The sequence below is a fragment of the Pseudomonas proteolytica genome, from assembly GCF_007858275.1.
Classification (GTDB): Bacteria; Pseudomonadota; Gammaproteobacteria; order Pseudomonadales; family Pseudomonadaceae; genus Aquipseudomonas; species Aquipseudomonas proteolytica.
Genome location: NZ_VFEV01000026.1, coordinates 37,083 through 54,816, shown reverse-complemented (window position 1 = coordinate 54,816; position 17,734 = coordinate 37,083). Strand labels below are relative to the sequence as shown.

Below are 17,734 nucleotides of genomic sequence, written 5' to 3'. Positions count from 1 at the left end.
GGGCTTGCTCGCGAATGCGGTAGGTCAGCCAACTACTTGGCAACTGATCCACCGCATTCGCGAGCAAGCCCGCTCCCACATAAGCCCCATATTTTTGGATCTGCTATGGCCTAAAGGGTTAGCGCCGGGTCAGCAGCACGCCCGATTCCATATGGTGGGTCCACGGGAACTGGTCGAACATCGCGCAGCGTGTGATGCGGTGGGTGTCGTGCAGTTGTGCAATGTTCGCCGCCAACGTTTCCGGGTTGCAGGAGATGTACAGGATGTTCTCGAAGCGCCGGGTCAACTCGCAGGTGTCCGGGTCCATGCCGGCACGGGGCGGGTCGACGAAGACGCTGCCGAACTCGTAGCTCTTGAGGTTGATACCGTGCAGGCGTCGGAACGGCCGCACTTCGTTCAGGGCTTCGGTCAGTTCTTCGGCGGACAGGCGTACCAGGGTCACGTTATCCACCGCGTTTTCATCGAGATTGCTCAAGGCAGCATTGACCGACGTCTTGCTGATCTCGGTGGCCAGCACCTTGCGCACGCGGGTCGCCAGGGGCAGGGTGAAGTTGCCGTTACCGCAATACAACTCCAGCAGGTCATCACTGCGATCGCCCAGGGCGTCATAGGCCCAGTTGAGCATCTTCTGGTTCACCGTACCGTTGGGCTGGGTGAAGGCGCCTTCGGGCTGGCGATAGCTGAAGGTGCGACCGCCGACAGCGAGTTTCTCGACCACGTAGTCGTGGCCAATCACATCGCGCTTGCCCTTGGAGCGGCCGATGATGCTGACGTTCAGATCGGCCGCCAGCTTGTTGGCTGCGGTGTGCCAATGCTCGTCCAGCGGGCGGTGATAGCACAGAGTGATCATCGCGTCGCCGGCCAGGGTGGTGAGGAACTCCACCTGGAACAGCTTGTGGCTCAGGGCGGCGCTGGCTTGCCAGGCGGCCTTGAGTTGCGGCATCAACTGGTTGATACGCAAGCTGGCGATGGGGAATTCTTCGATCAGGATCGGCGTGCGCTTGTCGTCCTGGGAAAACATCGCGTAGTGGCGCTGGCCGTCTTCGCGCCACAGGCGGAATTCGGCGCGCAGGCGGAAGTTCTGCAGGGGCGAATCGAACACCTGCGGCTCGGGCGCGTCGAACGGCGCGAGCAGGTCACGCAAGCGCGTGACCTTTTCTTGCAGTTGCAGGGCGTAACTTGCTGCGTCAAAAGTCATGCGGGGAACCAGCCTAGCTTGATCACGAACAGGATCGACAGGATCACCAGCGCTGGGTTGAGTTCACGGTAGCGGCCCGTAAGCAGCTTGATACCGGTCCAGGCGATGAAGCCGAAGGCGATGCCATTGGCGATGGAGTAAGTGAAGGGCATCGCCAGGGCGGTGATCACCACCGGTGCGGCAACAGTAATATCGTCCCAGTCGATTTCCGCCAGGCCCGAGGTCATCAGCACCGCGACAAACAGCAGCGCGGGAGCGGTGGCAAACGCCGGGACGCTGGCCGCCAATGGCGAGAAGAACAGCGCCAGCAGGAACATGATCGCCACCACGATGGCGGTCAGGCCAGTGCGGCCACCAGCGCTCACGCCAGCAGCAGACTCGATGTAGCTGGTGGTGGTCGAGGTGCCCAGCAGCGAACCGGCCATGGCCGCGGTGCTGTCGGCGATCAGGGCGCGTCCCATTTTCGGCATGTGGCCGTCCTTGCCCATCAGGCCCGCGCGCTTGGCGACGCCGATCAGGGTGCCGGAGTTGTCGAACAGATCAACGAACAGAAAGGCGAAGATCACGCTGATCAAGCCTACGTCGAGGGCGCCGGCGATATCCAGTTGCAGGAAGGTCGGGGCCAGGGACGGAGGCATCGAAACCACGCCGCCGAATGGGGTCACGCCGAGCGCGATGGCCGCGACGGTCACCGCAAGGATGCCGATCAACACCGCGCCGCGCACTTTCAGGGCTTCCAGGGCCACGATCAGGAAAAAGCCCAGGGTGGCCAGGATCGGTGCAGGTTTGGCCAGGTCGCCCATGCCCAGCATGGTCGCCGGGTTGCTGACCACGATCCCGGCGTTATGCAGGGCGATCAGCGCCAGGAACAGGCCGATACCAGCGGCAATTGCCGAACGCAGGGGCAGGGGGATCGCATTGATGATCCACTCGCGGATGCGGAAGATCGACAGCAGGAAAAACAGCACGGCGGAGATAAACACCGCGCCGAGCGCCACTTGCCAGGTATGCCCCAGATGCAGCACTACGGTGTAGGTAAAGAAGGCGTTCAGGCCCATGCCCGGTGCCAGGGCAATCGGGTAGTTGGCGATCAGGCCCATGATCGTCGAGCCGATGGCCGCCGCCAGGCAGGTGGCGACAAACAGCGCACCCTTGTCCATACCGGTCTCGCCGAGGATGCTCGGGTTGACGAACAGGATGTAGGCCATGGCCAGGAATGTCGTGATACCGGCCAGAATCTCGGTACGCACGTTGGTGTTGTGTGCCTTGAGTTGAAACAGCTTTTCCAGCATGCCTGCTCCCTGTGGCGCGCTTGGCGCCGTGATTTGTTGACCTCAAAGTCAAAGCACAAACTGCGCCAAGCGCCGCGTGTTTTCTACAGAGGATCGGAAAAAGCGGCGCATCATACCAGCAGGTCGACGGCCTGTGGCGCCCGGCCTCGGTTTTGTTGAGTGTGGCCTTGAGGCATACTCCGTCGACGTTCAGTCCGGGGTCATCCAAAGCATGAAAAAAGCCATCGCGTGGAGTCTAGCTCCGTTCGCCTGCATTGGCCTGTGGCTGGCGGCGGCACCGGCGTGGGGCGCGCCTGCACCAGCCTTGAGCGAGGTGCGGGTGTTCCAGGTGCAATCCCAGGCGTGCAAGGAGTCCGTCGCCGAAGGCGTCGACAGCACCCGGCAGTGCCAGCACCGCGGGCCGACGCGGGTCTCGGTGATGGAAGTGGGGCTGGGCAACAACGCCATCGCCACCTTTGATGGGGCGCGGCTTGCGGGGCAAAAGACGGCGATTTGCCAGGTGGGCTCCATCAGCCAGGCCTGCAATGGCGCTGGCACGTTGATGGGCTACATCTATGTATTTGACGTGGATATCCGCGCCGCGGGCTGGTTCGAGTACAGCAACACGTCGATCAATGTGCCGCGCAATACCCTGAAGACTCAGTTGCGCATCCAATGATGACCCCCTGTAGGAGCCGGCAAGCCGGCTCCTACAGGTTCAGGGCGTTTCGGCCGGGGTATGCATGCGGTCCCGTTTGGCCAGCGTCGGGAACAGCTTGATCCACACCCCGGTCACCAGCAGCGTGCCGACCCCGCCCAGCACCACGGCGGGCACCGTGCCCAGCCAGTGGGCGGTGACGCCGGACTCGAACTCGCCCAACTGATTGGACGCCCCGATAAACAAGCCATTGACTGCACTGACCCGCCCGCGCATTTCATCGGGGGTTTCCAATTGCACGAATGAGGCGCGGATCACCATGCTGATCATGTCCGCCGCCCCCAGCACCACCAGCACGGCCAACGAGAACCAGAACGAGGTGGACAGGCCAAAGGCAATCGTCGCCACGCCAAACACCCCGACGGCAGTAAACATCACGCGGCCCACATGCCGGTCCACGGCAAACCGCGCCAGCCACAACGACATCAGCAGCGCGCCCACCGCTGGCGCCGAACGCAGCAGCCCCAAGCCCCAGGGGCCGGTCAGCAGGATGTCCTTGGCGAACACCGGCAACAACGCCGTGGCGCCGCCCAGCAGCACCGCAAACAGGTCCAGGGAAATCGCCCCGAGGATGTCTGGGCGGCTGCGGATAAAGCGGATCCCCGCCAGCAACGAATCCAGCGTCGCCTTGCCCTTGTTCAGTGGGGTCTGCCGGGCGGGCAGGTTGAGGGTCAGCAGGCAGGCAATCAGGTACAGCAATACCGTCGGGCCATACACCCATGCGCTGCCGAAGGCATAGAGCAGGCCGCCCAGTGCCGGCGCGACGATGGTTGCCGATTGCTGGGCTGACTGCGCCGCCGCCACCGCCCGTGGGAACAGGGCAGTGGGCACGATGCTTGGCAGCAGGGCCTGGGTGGTGGGCAGCTCGAAGGAGCGGGCCGCGCCCAGCAGGAAGGCCAGGATAAAAATCATCTCGCGGGTGATATTGTCCGTCAGGCTGCCAACGACCAGCGCCAGGGCGATTAACGCCTGCAGCGTCTGGCAGATGGCGGCGACTCTGCGTCGTTCGTAGCGATCGGCCACATGCCCGGTGTGCAGCATGAACAGCACCCGCGGCACAAACTCCACCAGGCCCACCAACCCCAGGTCCAGCACATTGCCGGTCAGTTGGTAGAGGTTCCAGCCGATGGCCACCGTGAGCATCTGGAAGCCACTGGCGGTAAAGATCCGGGCCAGCCAAAACGCAATAAACGGGCGGTGATGACGTAACAGCAGCGGGGTTTCACTGGGCATCGGCAAGCACTGGACTGAACCTGGGAAGCGCCGAGATTAGCATCAAGCTGTAACAAATAGTTGCTGCCAAGGAAATATCCTTAGCAAGGCATCTATTTCGCTGAGTCATCCTGTCACGCGGCAAAAGACCACACAGTCCAAGCCGAAAAATGGGACTACTCTTTCATCGTTGCTTGATCCAGATCAATGCTGATTGGAGCGTTGGTGTGGCGGCCAGAAGGCCAGAATCCCTACGTGGTTGGTAAAAAAAGAACGAATTGCAATTCGCCACACTCCATATCCGTGGGGGCAGTGGGTGCAGGCCCCCAGCCAGCAGCCGGTATTACCTGACAGAGGAAGACTTATGTTCGGTTTGGAGGCGCTAGATCTCGCCCGAATTCAATTCGCATTCACCATCTCGTTCCATATCCTGTTCCCGGCCATCACCATTGGCCTGGCCAGTTACCTCGCGGTGCTGGAAGGCCTGTGGCTCAAGACCCACAACGATACCTACCGTGACCTCTACCACTTCTGGTCAAAGATCTTTGCCGTCAACTTCGGCATGGGTGTGGTCTCGGGCCTAGTCATGGCTTATCAGTTCGGCACCAACTGGAGCCGCTTCTCGGACTTCGCCGGTTCCGTCACGGGGCCCTTGCTGACCTATGAAGTGCTCACCGCATTCTTCCTCGAAGCGGGCTTTCTGGGGGTGATGCTGTTCGGCTGGAACAAGGTCGGGCGCAAGTTGCACTTCTTTGCCACGGTGATGGTAGCGGTCGGTACGTTGATCTCGACCTTCTGGATCCTCGCGTCCAACAGCTGGATGCAGACGCCGCAAGGCTTTGAAATCATCGATGGCCGAGTGATCCCCACCGATTGGCTGGCAGTGATCTTCAACCCCTCGTTCCCCTATCGCCTGGCGCACATGGCTACGGCGGCGTTTGTCGCCACCGCGTTCTTCGTCGGTTCCTCGGCGGCCTGGCACTTGTTGCGTGGCAAGGACAACCCGGCGATCCGCACCATGCTGTCGATGGCAATGTGGATGGCGCTGATCGTCGCGCCGATCCAGGCGGTGATCGGTGACTTCCACGGCCTCAACACCCTCAAGCATCAGCCGGCAAAAATTGCCGCGATTGAAGGCCATTGGGAAAACATTGGGAATGAACCGACCCCGCTGATCCTGTTCGGCTGGCCGGACATGAAGGAGGAGCGGACCAAGTACAAGGTGGAAATCCCCTACCTGGGCAGCCTGATCCTCACCCATTCCCTGGACAAGCAAGTGCCGGCCCTCAAGGAGTTCCCGCCCGAGGACCGCGCCAATTCGACCATCGTGTTCTGGTCGTTCCGCATCATGGTCGGCCTGGGCATGCTGATGATCTTCACCGGCCTGTTCAGCCTCTGGCTGCGCAAGGGCGACAGGATGTACACCAACAAACCGTTCCTCTATCTGGCGCTGTGGATGGGCCCGTCGGGCTTGATTGCAATCCTGGCCGGCTGGTTCACCACCGAAATCGGGCGCCAGCCCTGGGTGGTCTACGGCTTGATGCGCACGGCGGATGCCTCCTCCAACCACAGCGTGGTGCAGATGAGCATCACCCTGGCGCTGTTTGTGGTGGTGTACTTCGCTCTGTTCGGCGCGGGCCTGGGCTACATGATGCGCCTGGTGCGCAAAGGCCCGGTCACCCACGAAAGCACCGAGCCGGCCCACGGTGGCCCTGGGCAGCAACGCACCCCGGCGCGTCCATTGTCGGCGGCCGATGACAGCGGCGACGCCGATCACGGCGACACTCTGAACAAGGGGAATTGAGTCATGGGTATTGATCTTCCGCTGATCTGGGCCGTGATCATCATCTTCGGCATCATGATGTACGTGGTCATGGATGGCTTTGACCTGGGGATCGGCATTCTCTTCCCCTTTATCCCAGGCAAGACTGACCGCGACGTAATGATGAACACCGTCGCCCCCGTGTGGGACGGCAACGAGACCTGGCTGGTGCTGGGGGGCGCGGCGTTGTTCGGCGCGTTCCCGCTGGCCTACTCGGTGGTGCTCTCGGCGCTTTACCTGCCGCTGATCCTGATGCTGATCGGCCTGATCTTCCGGGGCGTGGCCTTTGAGTTCCGCTTCAAGGCCAAGGATGACAAGCGCCACCTGTGGGACAAGGCGTTTATTGGCGGCTCGCTGGCCGCCACCTTCTTCCAGGGCGTGGCGCTGGGGGCATTCATTGAAGGCATTCCGGTGGTCGACCGCCAGTTTGCCGGTGGTTCATTGGACTGGTTCTCGCCGTTTGCTTTGTTTTGCGGTGTGGCCTTGATCGTGGCCTATGCGCTGCTGGGCTGCACCTGGCTGATCATGAAGACCGAAGGCAAGTTGCAGGAGCAGATGCACAACCTGGCGCGGCCCCTGGCGTTTGTAGTGTTGGCGGTGATTGGCATTGTCAGCATCTGGACGCCCCTGGCCCACCCGGACATCGCCTCGCGCTGGTTCACCCTGCCGAACCTGTTCTGGTTCCTGCCGGTGCCGATCCTGGTGTTGGTGACCATGTACGCCCTGGTGCGCGCCGTGGCCCGCAATGCCCATTACGCGCCGTTCCTGTTGACGTTGGTGCTGATCTTCCTGGGCTATAGCGGCCTGGGTATCAGCCTGTGGCCAAACATCATTCCGCCGTCGGTCTCGATCTGGGACGCTGCCGCACCGCCACAAAGCCAGGGCTTCATGCTGGTGGGTACGCTGTTCATCATCCCATTCATCCTGGGCTACACCTTCTGGAGCTACTACGTATTCCGCGGCAAGGTGACCCATGAAGACGGCTATCACTAGGAGGCTTGCACCATGAGCGGTAAACCTTCACTGGACGACATCGAACAGGCCGAGAAAAAGCCGCTCTGGCAGCGCCTGGGTTGGCTGGCGATGATCTGGACCGGCAGCGTCCTGGCCCTGTTCGTGGTGGCCAGCCTGATGCGCATGTTTATGAACGCTGCAGGCCTGAGCACTCACTGATATCCCACCCTTTTGACCCTCCTTGTGGAGGGTTTTTTTGCCTGGGATTATTTGCGGGCCTTGAGAAACACGAACTTTGGCGTCGCTGCCACCTGCTCCACACCGCGGAACAACCGCGCCAGTTTGCTGTGATAGCCCAGGTGGCGGTTGCCGACGATGTACAAGGCGCCACCGACCACCAGCGCTTCGCGGGCTTGCTGGAACATGCGCCAGGCGAGGAAGTCGCCCACTACCTGCTGTTGGTGGAACGGCGGGTTGCACAGCACCACGTCCAAAGATTGCGGTTCCTGGTCCGCCAGGCCGTCGCCGGGGCGAATGGTCACTGCCCGCTCGCCCAGTGCGGCCTGCCAGTTCTCGGTCGCTGATTGCACGGCCATATAGGACTCGTCGACCAGGGTGTACTGCGCCTCTGGGTTTTGCAGGGCGCTGGCAATCGCCAGTACTCCGTTGCCGCAACCCAGGTCCGCCACCCGGGCGCTGCCCAGGTTTTGCGGCAGGTGCGGGAGGAAGGCGCGGGTGCCGATGTCCAGGCCTTCGCGGCAGAACACATTGGCGTGGTTGAGCAACTCGATGGCCGGGGCGTCGAGGCGATAGCGCGTGGGGTAGGGGGATACGGCCAACGGTCGATCGGCCGGGGTGGCGATCAGCAACCGGGCCTTTTTCACCGCCAGCGAGGCGTGCATCGGGCCGATGTAACGTTCCAGCAGTTCACCGGCGGCCCGGGGCAGATGCTTGACCATCGCGCCAGCGATCACTTCGGCACCGGGCGCCAATTGGCCTTGCAGACGGATCAACTGTTCCTCCAACAGCGCCAGGGTTTTTGGTACCCGGATCAGGACGCGGTCGAAGGGCCCGCTGAATGCCTGGCTGGCAGGCACGAGCGACAGGGCGTCGAAGGCTTTGCCGTTGCGTATCAGGTTTTTCTGCAAGGCCTGGGTGCCCAAAAACGAGTCACCACTGCTGGTGACGTGCACATGCCCCTCCAGGCTGGCTGCCAGCGCGCCAAAGTTGTCATTGAGTACCAGCACGCGGGTATTGCTGGCCGGTTGCTGCTCGGCCAAGTGGGCAAGCAGGTATTCGTCTGCCGCATCGAATGCTTGCAGCGGCTCATTTGGCTGCTCGGGCTGGCGGATCAGGTCGAGTTGGGCGAAGGGGCTATCGAGCAGGGGCATGGCGGGGGGAACTCTGGCTAATCGGCGGGTGTTCCTCGCGGGGGGAGGAACCTTCTGAGTGGACTGCGACGCGGGCGGCGTCATCACTCAGAACTGGCCGTAAATGTTACGTTTTTTTCAAAGGGAATACATTCAGTGTTTTCAGGGGGCTCGTGCTAGTTGCGTTTAAAAAAGGCCTTGTCTGACTGCGGTAAATACGGCGGCAATCTTGTTGGTGACGCCCAGTTTTTTCATCGAACTGCTGATATGAAAGCCGACGGTGCGTTCTGACAGGCACAGAATCGTCGCAATATCGGCAGCTGTCTTGCCCATGGCTGACCATTGCAGAATCTCGGTCTCACGGCTGGTAAGTTTGTTGGGCCTTTGGAAAAACGGCTCCTTGACATAGGACTGGACGGCAACGGTATGCAGTGCATGGCATATCCACAGGACCTGGCCGGCTTTTTCGTAAAGCTCATGGGCTTTCACCGCACCCTTGCTGCGGCCCAGGATAATCATGCTGAAAAGACCACGGAAGTCATGCACTGACTGGGCCCAGCCATGGTTCAAGCCATGGGCTTGTGCGTGAACCCACATGTCCGGCACTGCAGCGAAGGTTTTTTCGTCCCAGACGATCGGCAAGACATCGCGTTTGCAATGGCCGACCAAGGGATCCATTTCGAAGTAATTCTCTGCCTTGTAGATGTTGTTCCATTCATCTGGATAGTTGTTGAGGCGAACGTTCTTATTGGGGCGGTAAAGAGCATTGGAACCCATTACATAACCACAGTACTCAAAACCCAGCTCATAGGTAATGTTCAGAGCCGCCTCGAACATCGTATTCACCTCATCCTCGCCCTCTAGCTTGGGTAGACGTGTGTTGCGCCATTTGACCATCGGTAACTCTCCATGAGTCGCACACTGACACTTCGTAACGCGGGTCCCCATACCGGTATCGATCGAGTGTAGGACAGCTTCTAAAGTGGGCATGGGAATTTTCGTACTTAGCGCCATGCTTTTTAGTCGGATTGCGAGATGAGCAACAAACTACGTTTTCTTGCGATAGACGATTTTCCTTCTCTTAGAGAGGGTTAGCCGCTTGCCTTTAAACGCGCGCTCAACAGTGGCTGTTTAGATGTGCAGTCAAGGGGCCTGGTTAATCGCGAAATAGTTTGGTTTGCGCAATTAGAGCTATTACTCAAGTACCGTTACAGCAGTGATACACACCGGTTGTCGCCGGCAGGGCGGATGTCACTACAAACCAACGGTGTTTGCCGGCGCCACTTTGGGCGACACTAGGGGTTACCTGTCGCCCGGAGCCCGCTATGACGGCCAGTGCTGAAAAATTCACACGCCAGACCCTGATCGATGTGCAGTCATTGACCCCCAGTCTGTTTACCCTGCGGACTACCCGCGACCCGGGGTTTCGTTTCGTCGCCGGGCAGTTTGTCCGCCTGGGTGTGAGCAAACCCGATGGCAGCCTGGTGTGGCGCGCCTACTCGGTGGTGTCGTCGCCCTTCGATGAGTTCCTGGAGTTCTTCTCGATTGTGGTGCCCGGCGGCGAATTCACCAGTGAGTTGAGCCGCTTGCGTGCCGGCGACGAACTGCTGGTGGAGCGCCAAGCCACGGGCTTCCTGACCCTGGACCGGTTTGTCGATGGCCGGGACCTTTGGTTGCTGGGGACCGGCACCGGCATTGCGCCGTTTCTGTCGATCCTGCAGGACTTTGAAGTCTGGGAAAAATTCGAGCGCATCATTCTGGTCTACAGCGCCCGCGAGGCTCGCGAGCTGGCCTACCAGACACTGATCCAGCAGTTGGGCGAGCGTGAGTACCTTAAGGAATACGCCCATAAACTCACCTACCTGCCCATCGTGACCCGTGAGCAGCACCCGGGCGCATTGAATGGGCGTATCACCACCCTGATCAAAAATGGTGAGCTGGAACGTGCGGCGGGTGTGGCCCTGACGCCAGAGCATTCGCGGGTGATGATTTGCGGCAACCCACAGATGATCGACGACACCCGGCAATTGCTTAAACAGCGCGATATGCAATTGAGCCTGACGCGTCGGCCAGGGCAGGTGGCGGTAGAAAACTACTGGTAGCAAAAAGGCGCCCGATCAGAGGCGCCTTTTTTCAGTGGCCGACAGGTGTTGCAGGTCGGCTACAGGGGCTTGTTGTTCTGAGCCTTGAGCAGGTCGCGGATCTCGCCCAGCAGTTCTTCTTCCTTGGTCGGCACCGGCGGCAGGCTTGGCGCGGCGGCTTCTTCACGCTTGAGGCGGTTGATGGCCTTGACGCCCATGAAGATCGCGAACGCGACGATCACGAAGTCAATCACGCTCTGGATGAATTTGCCGTAGGCCAGGACCACTGCTGGGACATCGCCCTGGGCGGCCTTGAGCGTTACCGCCAGATCACCGAAATCCACACCACCGATCAGCAGACCGATCGGCGGCATCACCACGTCGCCTACAAAGGACGAAACAATTTTGCCGAAGGCGGCGCCGATGATAATACCGACCGCCATGTCGACCACATTACCTTTGACCGCGAAGGCCTTGAACTCACTGATCACGCCCATAGGTTATTCCTTGTTACAGTTGAGAGGAGAGGAACTCAGTGTAAGTCAGTCTGCAGTGACTTGCTCGACACAACTGTTAACACTGTTCGTTGTAATCGACACATTAAAACGCAAATAGTTTGCAAAGTGCCACCAATCGCGCGCGAAATACCCGCCATTTCAGTGGTTTACCACACTATTTTCTCAATCGAGTGTGTGTGAGTTTTCTATTTATCTTCTGGCGCCAGGATCACTAGCCTCTGGCATGCACCCTTAAAAAGTGCCTATAAAACCAGAGGAATCCTTGATGAAAAACCTTAATAGTCGCAGGCCTATTGCTGCGCGCAATCTGCTGTTGATTGCCGGTATCAGTCTATTGTCATTGTCGGTCAGTGCCGCCAACTTGACGCGCGATAATGGCGCGGCGGTGGGCGACAACCAGAACTCGCAGACCGCCGGCGCCAACGGCCCGGTGCTGCTGCAGGACGTACAACTGATCCAGAAGCTGCAACGCTTTGACCGTGAGCGCATCCCTGAGCGTGTGGTGCATGCCCGTGGCACTGGTGCCCACGGCACCTTCACCGTCACCGATAACCTCAGCGACCTGACCAAGGCCAAAGTATTTGCCGCAGGTGAGGCCACGCCGGTATTCGTCCGGTTTTCTGCCGTAGTCCACGGCAACCATTCCCCGGAAACCCTGCGCGACCCTCGCGGTTTCGCCACCAAGTTCTATACCGCCGAAGGTAACTGGGACCTGGTAGGTAATAATTTCCCGACGTTCTTTATTCGCGATGCCATCAAGTTCCCGGACATGGTGCATGCGTTCAAACCTGACCCACGCACTAACCTGGATGACGACTCCCGTCGTTTTGACTTCTTTTCCCATGTTCCCGAGTCCACCCGCACACTCACCGAGTTGTATTCGGACTCCGGCACCCCGGCCAGTTACCGCGAGATGGATGGTAATGGCGTACATGCCTACAAGTTGATCAATGCCAAGGGTGAAGTGCACTACGTCAAGTTCCATTGGAAGAGCCTGCAGGGCATCAAGAACCTGGATCCAAAACAAGTTGTCGAGGTCCAGGGCCGTGACTACAGCCATATGACTAACGACCTGGTCACCCATATCAACAAGGGCGACTTCCCCAAGTGGGATCTGTACGTACAAGTGCTCAAGCCGGAAGAACTGGCCAAGTTTGATTTCGATCCTCTGGACGCCACTAAGATCTGGCCCGATGTTCCCCAGCGCAAAGTCGGGCAGATGGTGCTCAACCGCAACCCGGCCAACGTCTTCCAGGAAACCGAGCAAGTGGCCATGGCCCCGGCGAACCTGGTGCCGGGTATCGAGCCGTCGGAAGATCGCCTGCTGCAAGGCCGAGTGTTCTCCTATGCGGATACGCAAATGTACCGCCTGGGCGCCAATGCCCTGCAATTGCCGATCAACGCACCACGGGTCACCGTCAACAACGGTAACCAGGACGGCACGATGAACTTCGGCAAGACCAGCAGCGGCGTGAACTACCAGCCAAGCCGCCTGGAACCGCGGGAAGAGCCGCAAAGTGCGCGCTACAGCCAGATGCCCCTGGCCGGCAGCACCCAGCAGGCGAAGATCCAGCGTGAGCAGAACTTCAAGCAGGCAGGCGACTTGTACCGCTCCTTCAGCAAGAAGGAGCGCCAGGACTTGATCGACAACTTCGGTGGCTCCCTGGCGACCACGGATGACGTCAGCAAGCACATTATCCTGTCGTTCCTGTACAAGGCCGACCCGGAATATGGCACTGGCGTGGCCAAAGTGGCCAAGGGTGATCTGGCGCGGGTCAAGGCATTGGCTGAAAAGCTGAACGACTGATCTTAATACCCACTTCTGTAGGAGCGAGCTTGCTCGCGAAGCTCTCAAAGGCACCGCGTACATTCAGGATTAACGCGGTGCCCTTACGTTTTTCGCGAGCAAGCTCGCTCCCACAGGAGCCTTGGAGGATGTCGCTTATGCGTAGCTTTATTGGAGCGCTTTTGGCCTGCTGGTCCTTGAGCGTATTGGCCGACCCGCAGGCCCTCAAGGCGCAATTGCAGGACTACTACTTCGACGCCGCCCGGCGTGGCGATGTGGAGATGCTCAACACCTTTATCGAGTCCGGCTATTCCCTGAATACCGTCGATGACAAGGGCTACACCGCGCTGATCCTGGCCGCCTATCACGGGCAGGGACCGGCCGTGGAGCAACTGCTGGCGGCCGGTGCCGATGCTTGCGTGCAGGACAAACGCGGCAACACGGCGTTGATGGGAGCGATTTTCAAGGGTGAGCTGAGCATTGCCCGGCGTTTGCTGGGCACCGCCTGCAACCCTGACCAACGCAACGGTGCCGGACAGACGGCGGCCATGTACGCCGGGCTGTTCAAGCGCGTGGAACTGCTCGATGCACTCAAGGCCCAGGGCGCCGACCTGAACGCCGAGGACCCGCTGGGCAACAGCGCTACACGATTGGCCAACGGTGAAATCCGTACCGCGCCGCCGCGCTGAGCTATCATCGCGGTTTTTCGGTTGGAGGTTCTCAGATGGCAAAGGCCAAGCGCATGTACGGCTGCACGGAGTGCGGCGCGACCTTTCCCAAATGGGCGGGCCAGTGTGGCGAATGCGGGGCGTGGAACACCCTCACTGAAACCATGATCGAAAGTGGCGGCGCCGCAGCGCCCACCGGTCGCGCAGGCTGGACCGGCCAGCAAGCCCAGATCAAGACCCTGGCTGAAGTCAGCGTCGAAGAAATTCCGCGCTTTTCTACCGCTTCCGGCGAGCTTGACCGAGTGCTCGGTGGCGGCCTGGTGGACGGCTCGGTGGTGTTGATCGGCGGCGATCCGGGGATCGGCAAATCCACCATCCTCCTGCAAACCCTGTGCAGCATCGCCAGCCGCATGCCGGCCTTGTATGTCACCGGCGAAGAATCCCAGCAGCAAGTGGCCATGCGCGCCCGTCGCCTGGGCCTGCCCCAGGACCAGTTGCGGGTCATGACCGAGACCTGTATCGAAAGCATCATCGCCACCGCCCGTGTGGAAAAACCCAAGGTGATGGTGATCGACTCGATCCAGACGATCTTCACCGAGCAGCTGCAATCGGCGCCGGGAGGGGTGTCCCAGGTGCGGGAGAGCGCGGCGTTGCTGGTGCGCTATGCCAAGCAAAGCGGTACGGCGATTTTCCTGGTGGGCCATGTCACCAAGGAAGGCGCGTTGGCCGGCCCGCGGGTGCTGGAGCATATGGTCGATACGGTGCTGTATTTCGAGGGCGAGTCCGATGGGCGCCTGCGCCTGTTGCGCGCGGTGAAAAACCGTTTTGGTGCGGTCAACGAGTTGGGGGTGTTCGCCATGACGGACCGGGGGCTCAAAGAAGTCTCCAACCCCTCGGCGATCTTTCTGACCCGCGCCCAGGAAGAAGTACCGGGCAGTGTGGTAATGGCAACGTGGGAGGGCACCCGGCCGATGCTCGTGGAAGTCCAGGCCCTGGTGGACGACAGCCACCTGGCCAACCCGCGCCGCGTGACCCTGGGCCTGGATCAGAACCGCCTGGCGATGCTGCTGGCGGTACTGCATCGCCACGGCGGGATTCCGACCCATGACCAGGACGTGTTCCTCAACGTGGTTGGCGGTGTAAAGGTACTGGAAACCGCGTCGGACCTAGCGTTGATGGCGGCGGTGATGTCCAGCCTGCGCAATCGGCCGTTGCCCCATGACCTGCTGGTATTTGGTGAGGTGGGCTTGTCGGGCGAAGTGCGTCCGGTGCCCAGCGGCCAGGAGCGTCTGAAGGAAGCGGCCAAGCATGGCTTCAAGCGTGCCATCGTGCCCAAGGGCAATGCACCGAAGGAGGCGCCACCGGGGTTGCAGGTGATTGCGGTGACGCGTCTGGAGCAGGCCCTGGACGCCTTGTTCGAATAACCCAAAACCCTGTAGGTGCTGGCTTGCCAGCGATGACGTCGAATCAGTCGCTACATCCCTGACTGACACGCCGCCATCGCCGGCAAAGGTCAGATGTTCAGCAACTCGCCCAACTCCCGATGCAACTCCTCCTCATCCCCCAGATTCAGCTCGATCAACCTGCGCAAATGGCTGATCGAGTCCAGATCGATATGCTCACAGACAAACCCCAGTTGCCCCTGGTCATCATGGGTCAGCCGCACCTGCATGCTGACGTCGGTCTGGGCGTCCAGGTGAATGTCCACGTCAAATGGCTCATCACCCTTGGCCAACCACGGCGCGGGCTTTTGCACCAGCAGCCCCTTGAGCGATAAATCCACCAGTTGCACCGGCCATTGCTGGCCGTTCTGCTTGAGTTCGGTCCTGGCATCGAAGGCAATCCGCCGAAAACGGCGGCGATCTGACGGCTGGTCGCTCATGGTGAAACCCTCTGTAGGTACAGGGATTGTAGCCTTGCGCCATTATCGGGCATTTATTTCTGTTTTTTTCGCCCCGGCAAGGCTCTAGACCAACGTAGGGGGCTGGTCTTTAGGGCACAGCGCGCTAAACTCCGGATGGCTGTCTTTCTGTCCAACCTGGCTGGAATAAAAAAATGAAAAATAATAATAGCCTGCTCCGCCATCTACCCTGGCTGTTGCTGGCAATCGTAGGAGCGTGCGCCCTGGGCGTAGTGGCTTTGCGTCGCGGCGAGGCGATCAACGCCTTGTGGATTGTAGTCGCGGCAGTCGCCATCTATCTGGTGGCTTATCGTTACTACAGCCTGTTCATTGCAAATAATGTGATGCAACTCGATCCACGGCGGGCCACCCCCGCAGTGATCAACAACGACGGTCTGGACTATGTGCCGACCAACAAACATATCCTGTTCGGTCACCACTTCGCCGCCATTGCCGGTGCAGGGCCTTTGGTCGGCCCGGTCTTGGCCGCGCAGATGGGCTACCTGCCAGGTACCCTGTGGCTGATTGCCGGCGTGGTGCTGGCGGGTGCGGTGCAGGACTTCATGATCCTGTTCCTGTCCACCCGTCGCAACGGCCGCTCCCTGGGGGATATGGTTCGCGAAGAGATGGGCCGCATTCCCGGGACCATCGCGCTGTTTGGCTGCTTCCTGATCATGATCATCATCCTCGCGGTGTTGTCGCTGATCGTGGTCAAGGCCCTGGCCGAGAGCCCGTGGGGCATCTTCACGGTGATGGCGACCATCCCGATTGCGATGTTCATGGGCGTGTACATGCGCTACATCCGGCCGGGCCGCATTGGCGAGATCTCGATCATCGGCGTGCTGTTGCTGCTGGGTTCGATCTGGCTGGGCGGGCAGATTGCCGCTGATCCGGTCTGGGCCAAGGCCTTCACCTTCACCGGGATCCAGATCACCTGGATGCTGGTCGGCTACGGCTTCGTGGCGGCGGTGTTGCCGGTGTGGCTGATCCTGGCTCCCCGTGACTACCTGTCGACGTTCCTGAAAATCGGTACGATCATCGCCCTGGCGATCGGCATCCTGGTCACCATGCCTGACCTGAAAATGCCTGCGCTGACCCAGTTTATCGATGGCACTGGTCCGGTGTGGAAGGGCGGCCTGTTCCCGTTCCTGTTCATCACCATCGCCTGTGGTGCGGTGTCCGGCTTCCATGCGCTGATCTCCTCGGGCACCACGCCCAAGTTGTTGGCCAATGAAGCCCACTCGCGCTACATCGGCTATGGCGGCATGTTGATGGAGTCGTTCGTCGCCATCATGGCCATGGTTGCCGCTTCGGTGATCGAGCCAGGCGTGTACTTCGCCATGAACAGCCCTGCGGCGATTGTCGGCACTGATGTGGTGACCGTTGCCCAGACCGTCAGCAGTTGGGGCTTTGCAATTACCCCGGAAGCGCTGCAGGCAGTGGCCAACGATATCGGTGAAACCACCATCCTGGCCCGTGCCGGCGGTGCGCCGACCCTGGCGGTCGGTATCGCGCAGATCCTGCACAGTGTCCTGCCGGGTGAAAACACCATGGCATTCTGGTACCACTTTGCGATCCTGTTCGAAGCGCTGTTCATCCTGACTGCAGTTGACGCCGGTACCCGTGCCGGTCGCTTCATGCTCCAGGACTTGCTCGGCTCCTTCGTCCCGGCGCTCAAGCGTACCGAGTCCTGGACCGCCAACCTGATCGCGACCGCAGGCTGTGTGGCGATGTGGGGTTACTTGCTGTACCAAGGCGTGATCGATCCGCTGGGTGGCATCAACACCTTGTGGCCGCTGTTCGGCATCTCCAACCAGATGCTGGCCGGTATCGCGCTGATGCTCGCCACTGTTGTGCTGATCAAAATGAAGCGCCAGCGCTACATCTGGGTCACGCTGCTGCCGGCTGTCTGGCTGCTGATCTGCACCACCACCGCAGGCTTTATCAAGCTGTTCGACGCCAACCCGGCAATCGGCTTCCTGTCGCTGGCCAAGAAGTACAGCGATGCGTTGGCCAACGGCCAGATCCTTGCCCCGGCGAAGAACATCGACCAGATGCAGCATGTGATCTGGAACGCCTACACCAACGCGACGCTGACGGTACTGTTCCTGTTCGTGGTCTTCAGCATCCTGTTCTATGCGATCAAAGTCGGCGTAGCCGCCTGGGGTACCAAGGAACGTACGGATAAAGAAGCGCCATTCCAAGCCATGCCGGACGCGTGATAGAGGGTTGCAAA

General features: G+C 60.3%; 16 protein-coding genes. 9 read left to right on the top strand and 7 right to left on the bottom strand.

Annotation, left to right across the window (positions count from 1 at the left end; translation table 11 throughout):
• Window positions 1-118 precede the first annotated feature (118 nt).
• Together trmA and FIV38_RS18870 are read right to left on the bottom strand one after the other, a co-directional pair.
• Window positions 119-1,198, bottom strand: coding sequence for a tRNA (uridine(54)-C5)-methyltransferase TrmA (trmA, locus tag FIV38_RS18875; protein ID WP_092230558.1), 1,080 nt, complete (start codon window positions 1,196-1,198; stop codon window positions 119-121).
• Window positions 1,195-2,490: an NCS2 family permease gene (locus FIV38_RS18870; protein WP_029292147.1), complete on the bottom strand. Its 1,296-nt coding sequence runs from the start codon at window positions 2,488-2,490 to the stop codon at window positions 1,195-1,197. Before FIV38_RS18870 ends, trmA begins: the two co-directional genes overlap by 4 nt.
• A gap of 211 nt (window positions 2,491-2,701) precedes the next feature.
• On the opposite strand from FIV38_RS18870, the gene FIV38_RS18865 reads away from it, so the two are divergent.
• Window positions 2,702-3,148, top strand: coding sequence for a DUF4879 domain-containing protein (locus FIV38_RS18865; RefSeq protein ID WP_029292145.1), 447 nt, complete (start codon window positions 2,702-2,704; stop codon window positions 3,146-3,148).
• 39 nt (window positions 3,149-3,187) lie between these two features.
• Here FIV38_RS18865 and FIV38_RS18860 read toward each other — a convergent pair whose 3' ends face one another.
• Window positions 3,188-4,420 (bottom strand): MFS transporter, encoded by a 1,233-nt coding sequence (locus FIV38_RS18860; protein WP_092230555.1) that lies wholly within the window; start codon window positions 4,418-4,420, stop codon window positions 3,188-3,190.
• 343 nt (window positions 4,421-4,763) lie between these two features.
• Here FIV38_RS18860 and FIV38_RS18855 point away from each other — a divergent pair, with 343 nt between their 5' ends.
• Genes FIV38_RS18855 through FIV38_RS18845 form a run of 3 tightly spaced genes read left to right on the top strand, consistent with a single transcriptional unit; the run spans window position 4,764 to window position 7,394 of the window.
• The gene (locus FIV38_RS18855) at window positions 4,764-6,203 is read left to right on the top strand and encodes a cytochrome ubiquinol oxidase subunit I (protein ID WP_029292142.1); all 1,440 of its coding nucleotides are present in this window, start codon (window positions 4,764-4,766) and stop codon (window positions 6,201-6,203) included.
• Window positions 6,204-6,206: 3 nt separating this feature from the next.
• Entirely contained in the window at window positions 6,207-7,214 is a 1,008-nt protein-coding gene (cydB, locus tag FIV38_RS18850; RefSeq protein ID WP_029292140.1) for a cytochrome d ubiquinol oxidase subunit II, read from the top strand.
• Between the two features lie 12 nt (window positions 7,215-7,226).
• The gene (locus tag FIV38_RS18845; protein WP_065942821.1) at window positions 7,227-7,394 is read left to right on the top strand and encodes a DUF2474 domain-containing protein; all 168 of its coding nucleotides are present in this window, start codon (window positions 7,227-7,229) and stop codon (window positions 7,392-7,394) included.
• Between the two features lie 47 nt (window positions 7,395-7,441).
• On the opposite strand, the gene FIV38_RS18840 is transcribed toward FIV38_RS18845, so the two are convergent.
• Entirely contained in the window at window positions 7,442-8,566 is a 1,125-nt protein-coding gene (locus FIV38_RS18840; protein WP_092230552.1) for a methyltransferase, read from the bottom strand.
• Between the two features lie 165 nt (window positions 8,567-8,731).
• Window positions 8,732-9,442 (bottom strand): helix-turn-helix transcriptional regulator, encoded by a 711-nt coding sequence (locus FIV38_RS18835; protein ID WP_092230549.1) that lies wholly within the window; start codon window positions 9,440-9,442, stop codon window positions 8,732-8,734.
• A 428-nt stretch (window positions 9,443-9,870) separates the two neighbouring features.
• Between FIV38_RS18835 and FIV38_RS18830 the strand changes: the two genes are divergently transcribed.
• Window positions 9,871-10,647, top strand: a complete 777-nt coding sequence (locus FIV38_RS18830) for a ferredoxin--NADP reductase (protein ID WP_092230546.1) — start codon at window positions 9,871-9,873, stop codon at window positions 10,645-10,647.
• Window positions 10,648-10,706: 59 nt separating this feature from the next.
• Here FIV38_RS18830 and mscL read toward each other — a convergent pair whose 3' ends face one another.
• Window positions 10,707-11,123 (bottom strand): large-conductance mechanosensitive channel protein MscL, encoded by a 417-nt coding sequence (mscL, locus tag FIV38_RS18825; RefSeq protein ID WP_029292131.1) that lies wholly within the window; start codon window positions 11,121-11,123, stop codon window positions 10,707-10,709.
• Between the two features lie 286 nt (window positions 11,124-11,409).
• Here mscL and FIV38_RS18820 point away from each other — a divergent pair, with 286 nt between their 5' ends.
• The 3 genes from FIV38_RS18820 to radA all read left to right on the top strand — a co-directional run bounded on the left by FIV38_RS18820 (window position 11,410) and on the right by radA (window position 15,022).
• Window positions 11,410-12,951, top strand: a complete 1,542-nt coding sequence (locus FIV38_RS18820) for a catalase (protein ID WP_092230543.1) — start codon at window positions 11,410-11,412, stop codon at window positions 12,949-12,951.
• A 137-nt stretch (window positions 12,952-13,088) separates the two neighbouring features.
• Window positions 13,089-13,619, top strand: a complete 531-nt coding sequence (locus tag FIV38_RS18810) for an ankyrin repeat domain-containing protein (protein WP_029292128.1) — start codon at window positions 13,089-13,091, stop codon at window positions 13,617-13,619.
• Window positions 13,620-13,654: 35 nt separating this feature from the next.
• Window positions 13,655-15,022 carry a DNA repair protein RadA gene (radA, locus tag FIV38_RS18805; RefSeq protein WP_029292126.1) on the top strand — a complete coding sequence of 456 codons (1,368 nt, stop codon included), beginning with the start codon at window positions 13,655-13,657 and terminating at the stop codon, window positions 15,020-15,022.
• Between the two features lie 89 nt (window positions 15,023-15,111).
• Here the strand turns inward: radA and FIV38_RS18800 are convergent, their stop codons facing one another.
• Entirely contained in the window at window positions 15,112-15,480 is a 369-nt protein-coding gene (locus FIV38_RS18800; RefSeq protein ID WP_092230540.1) for a PilZ domain-containing protein, read from the bottom strand.
• Window positions 15,481-15,653: 173 nt separating this feature from the next.
• Between FIV38_RS18800 and FIV38_RS18795 the strand changes: the two genes are divergently transcribed.
• Window positions 15,654-17,720: a carbon starvation CstA family protein gene (locus FIV38_RS18795; RefSeq protein WP_029292122.1), complete on the top strand. Its 2,067-nt coding sequence runs from the start codon at window positions 15,654-15,656 to the stop codon at window positions 17,718-17,720.
• The last annotated feature ends 14 nt before the right edge of the window (window positions 17,721-17,734 follow it).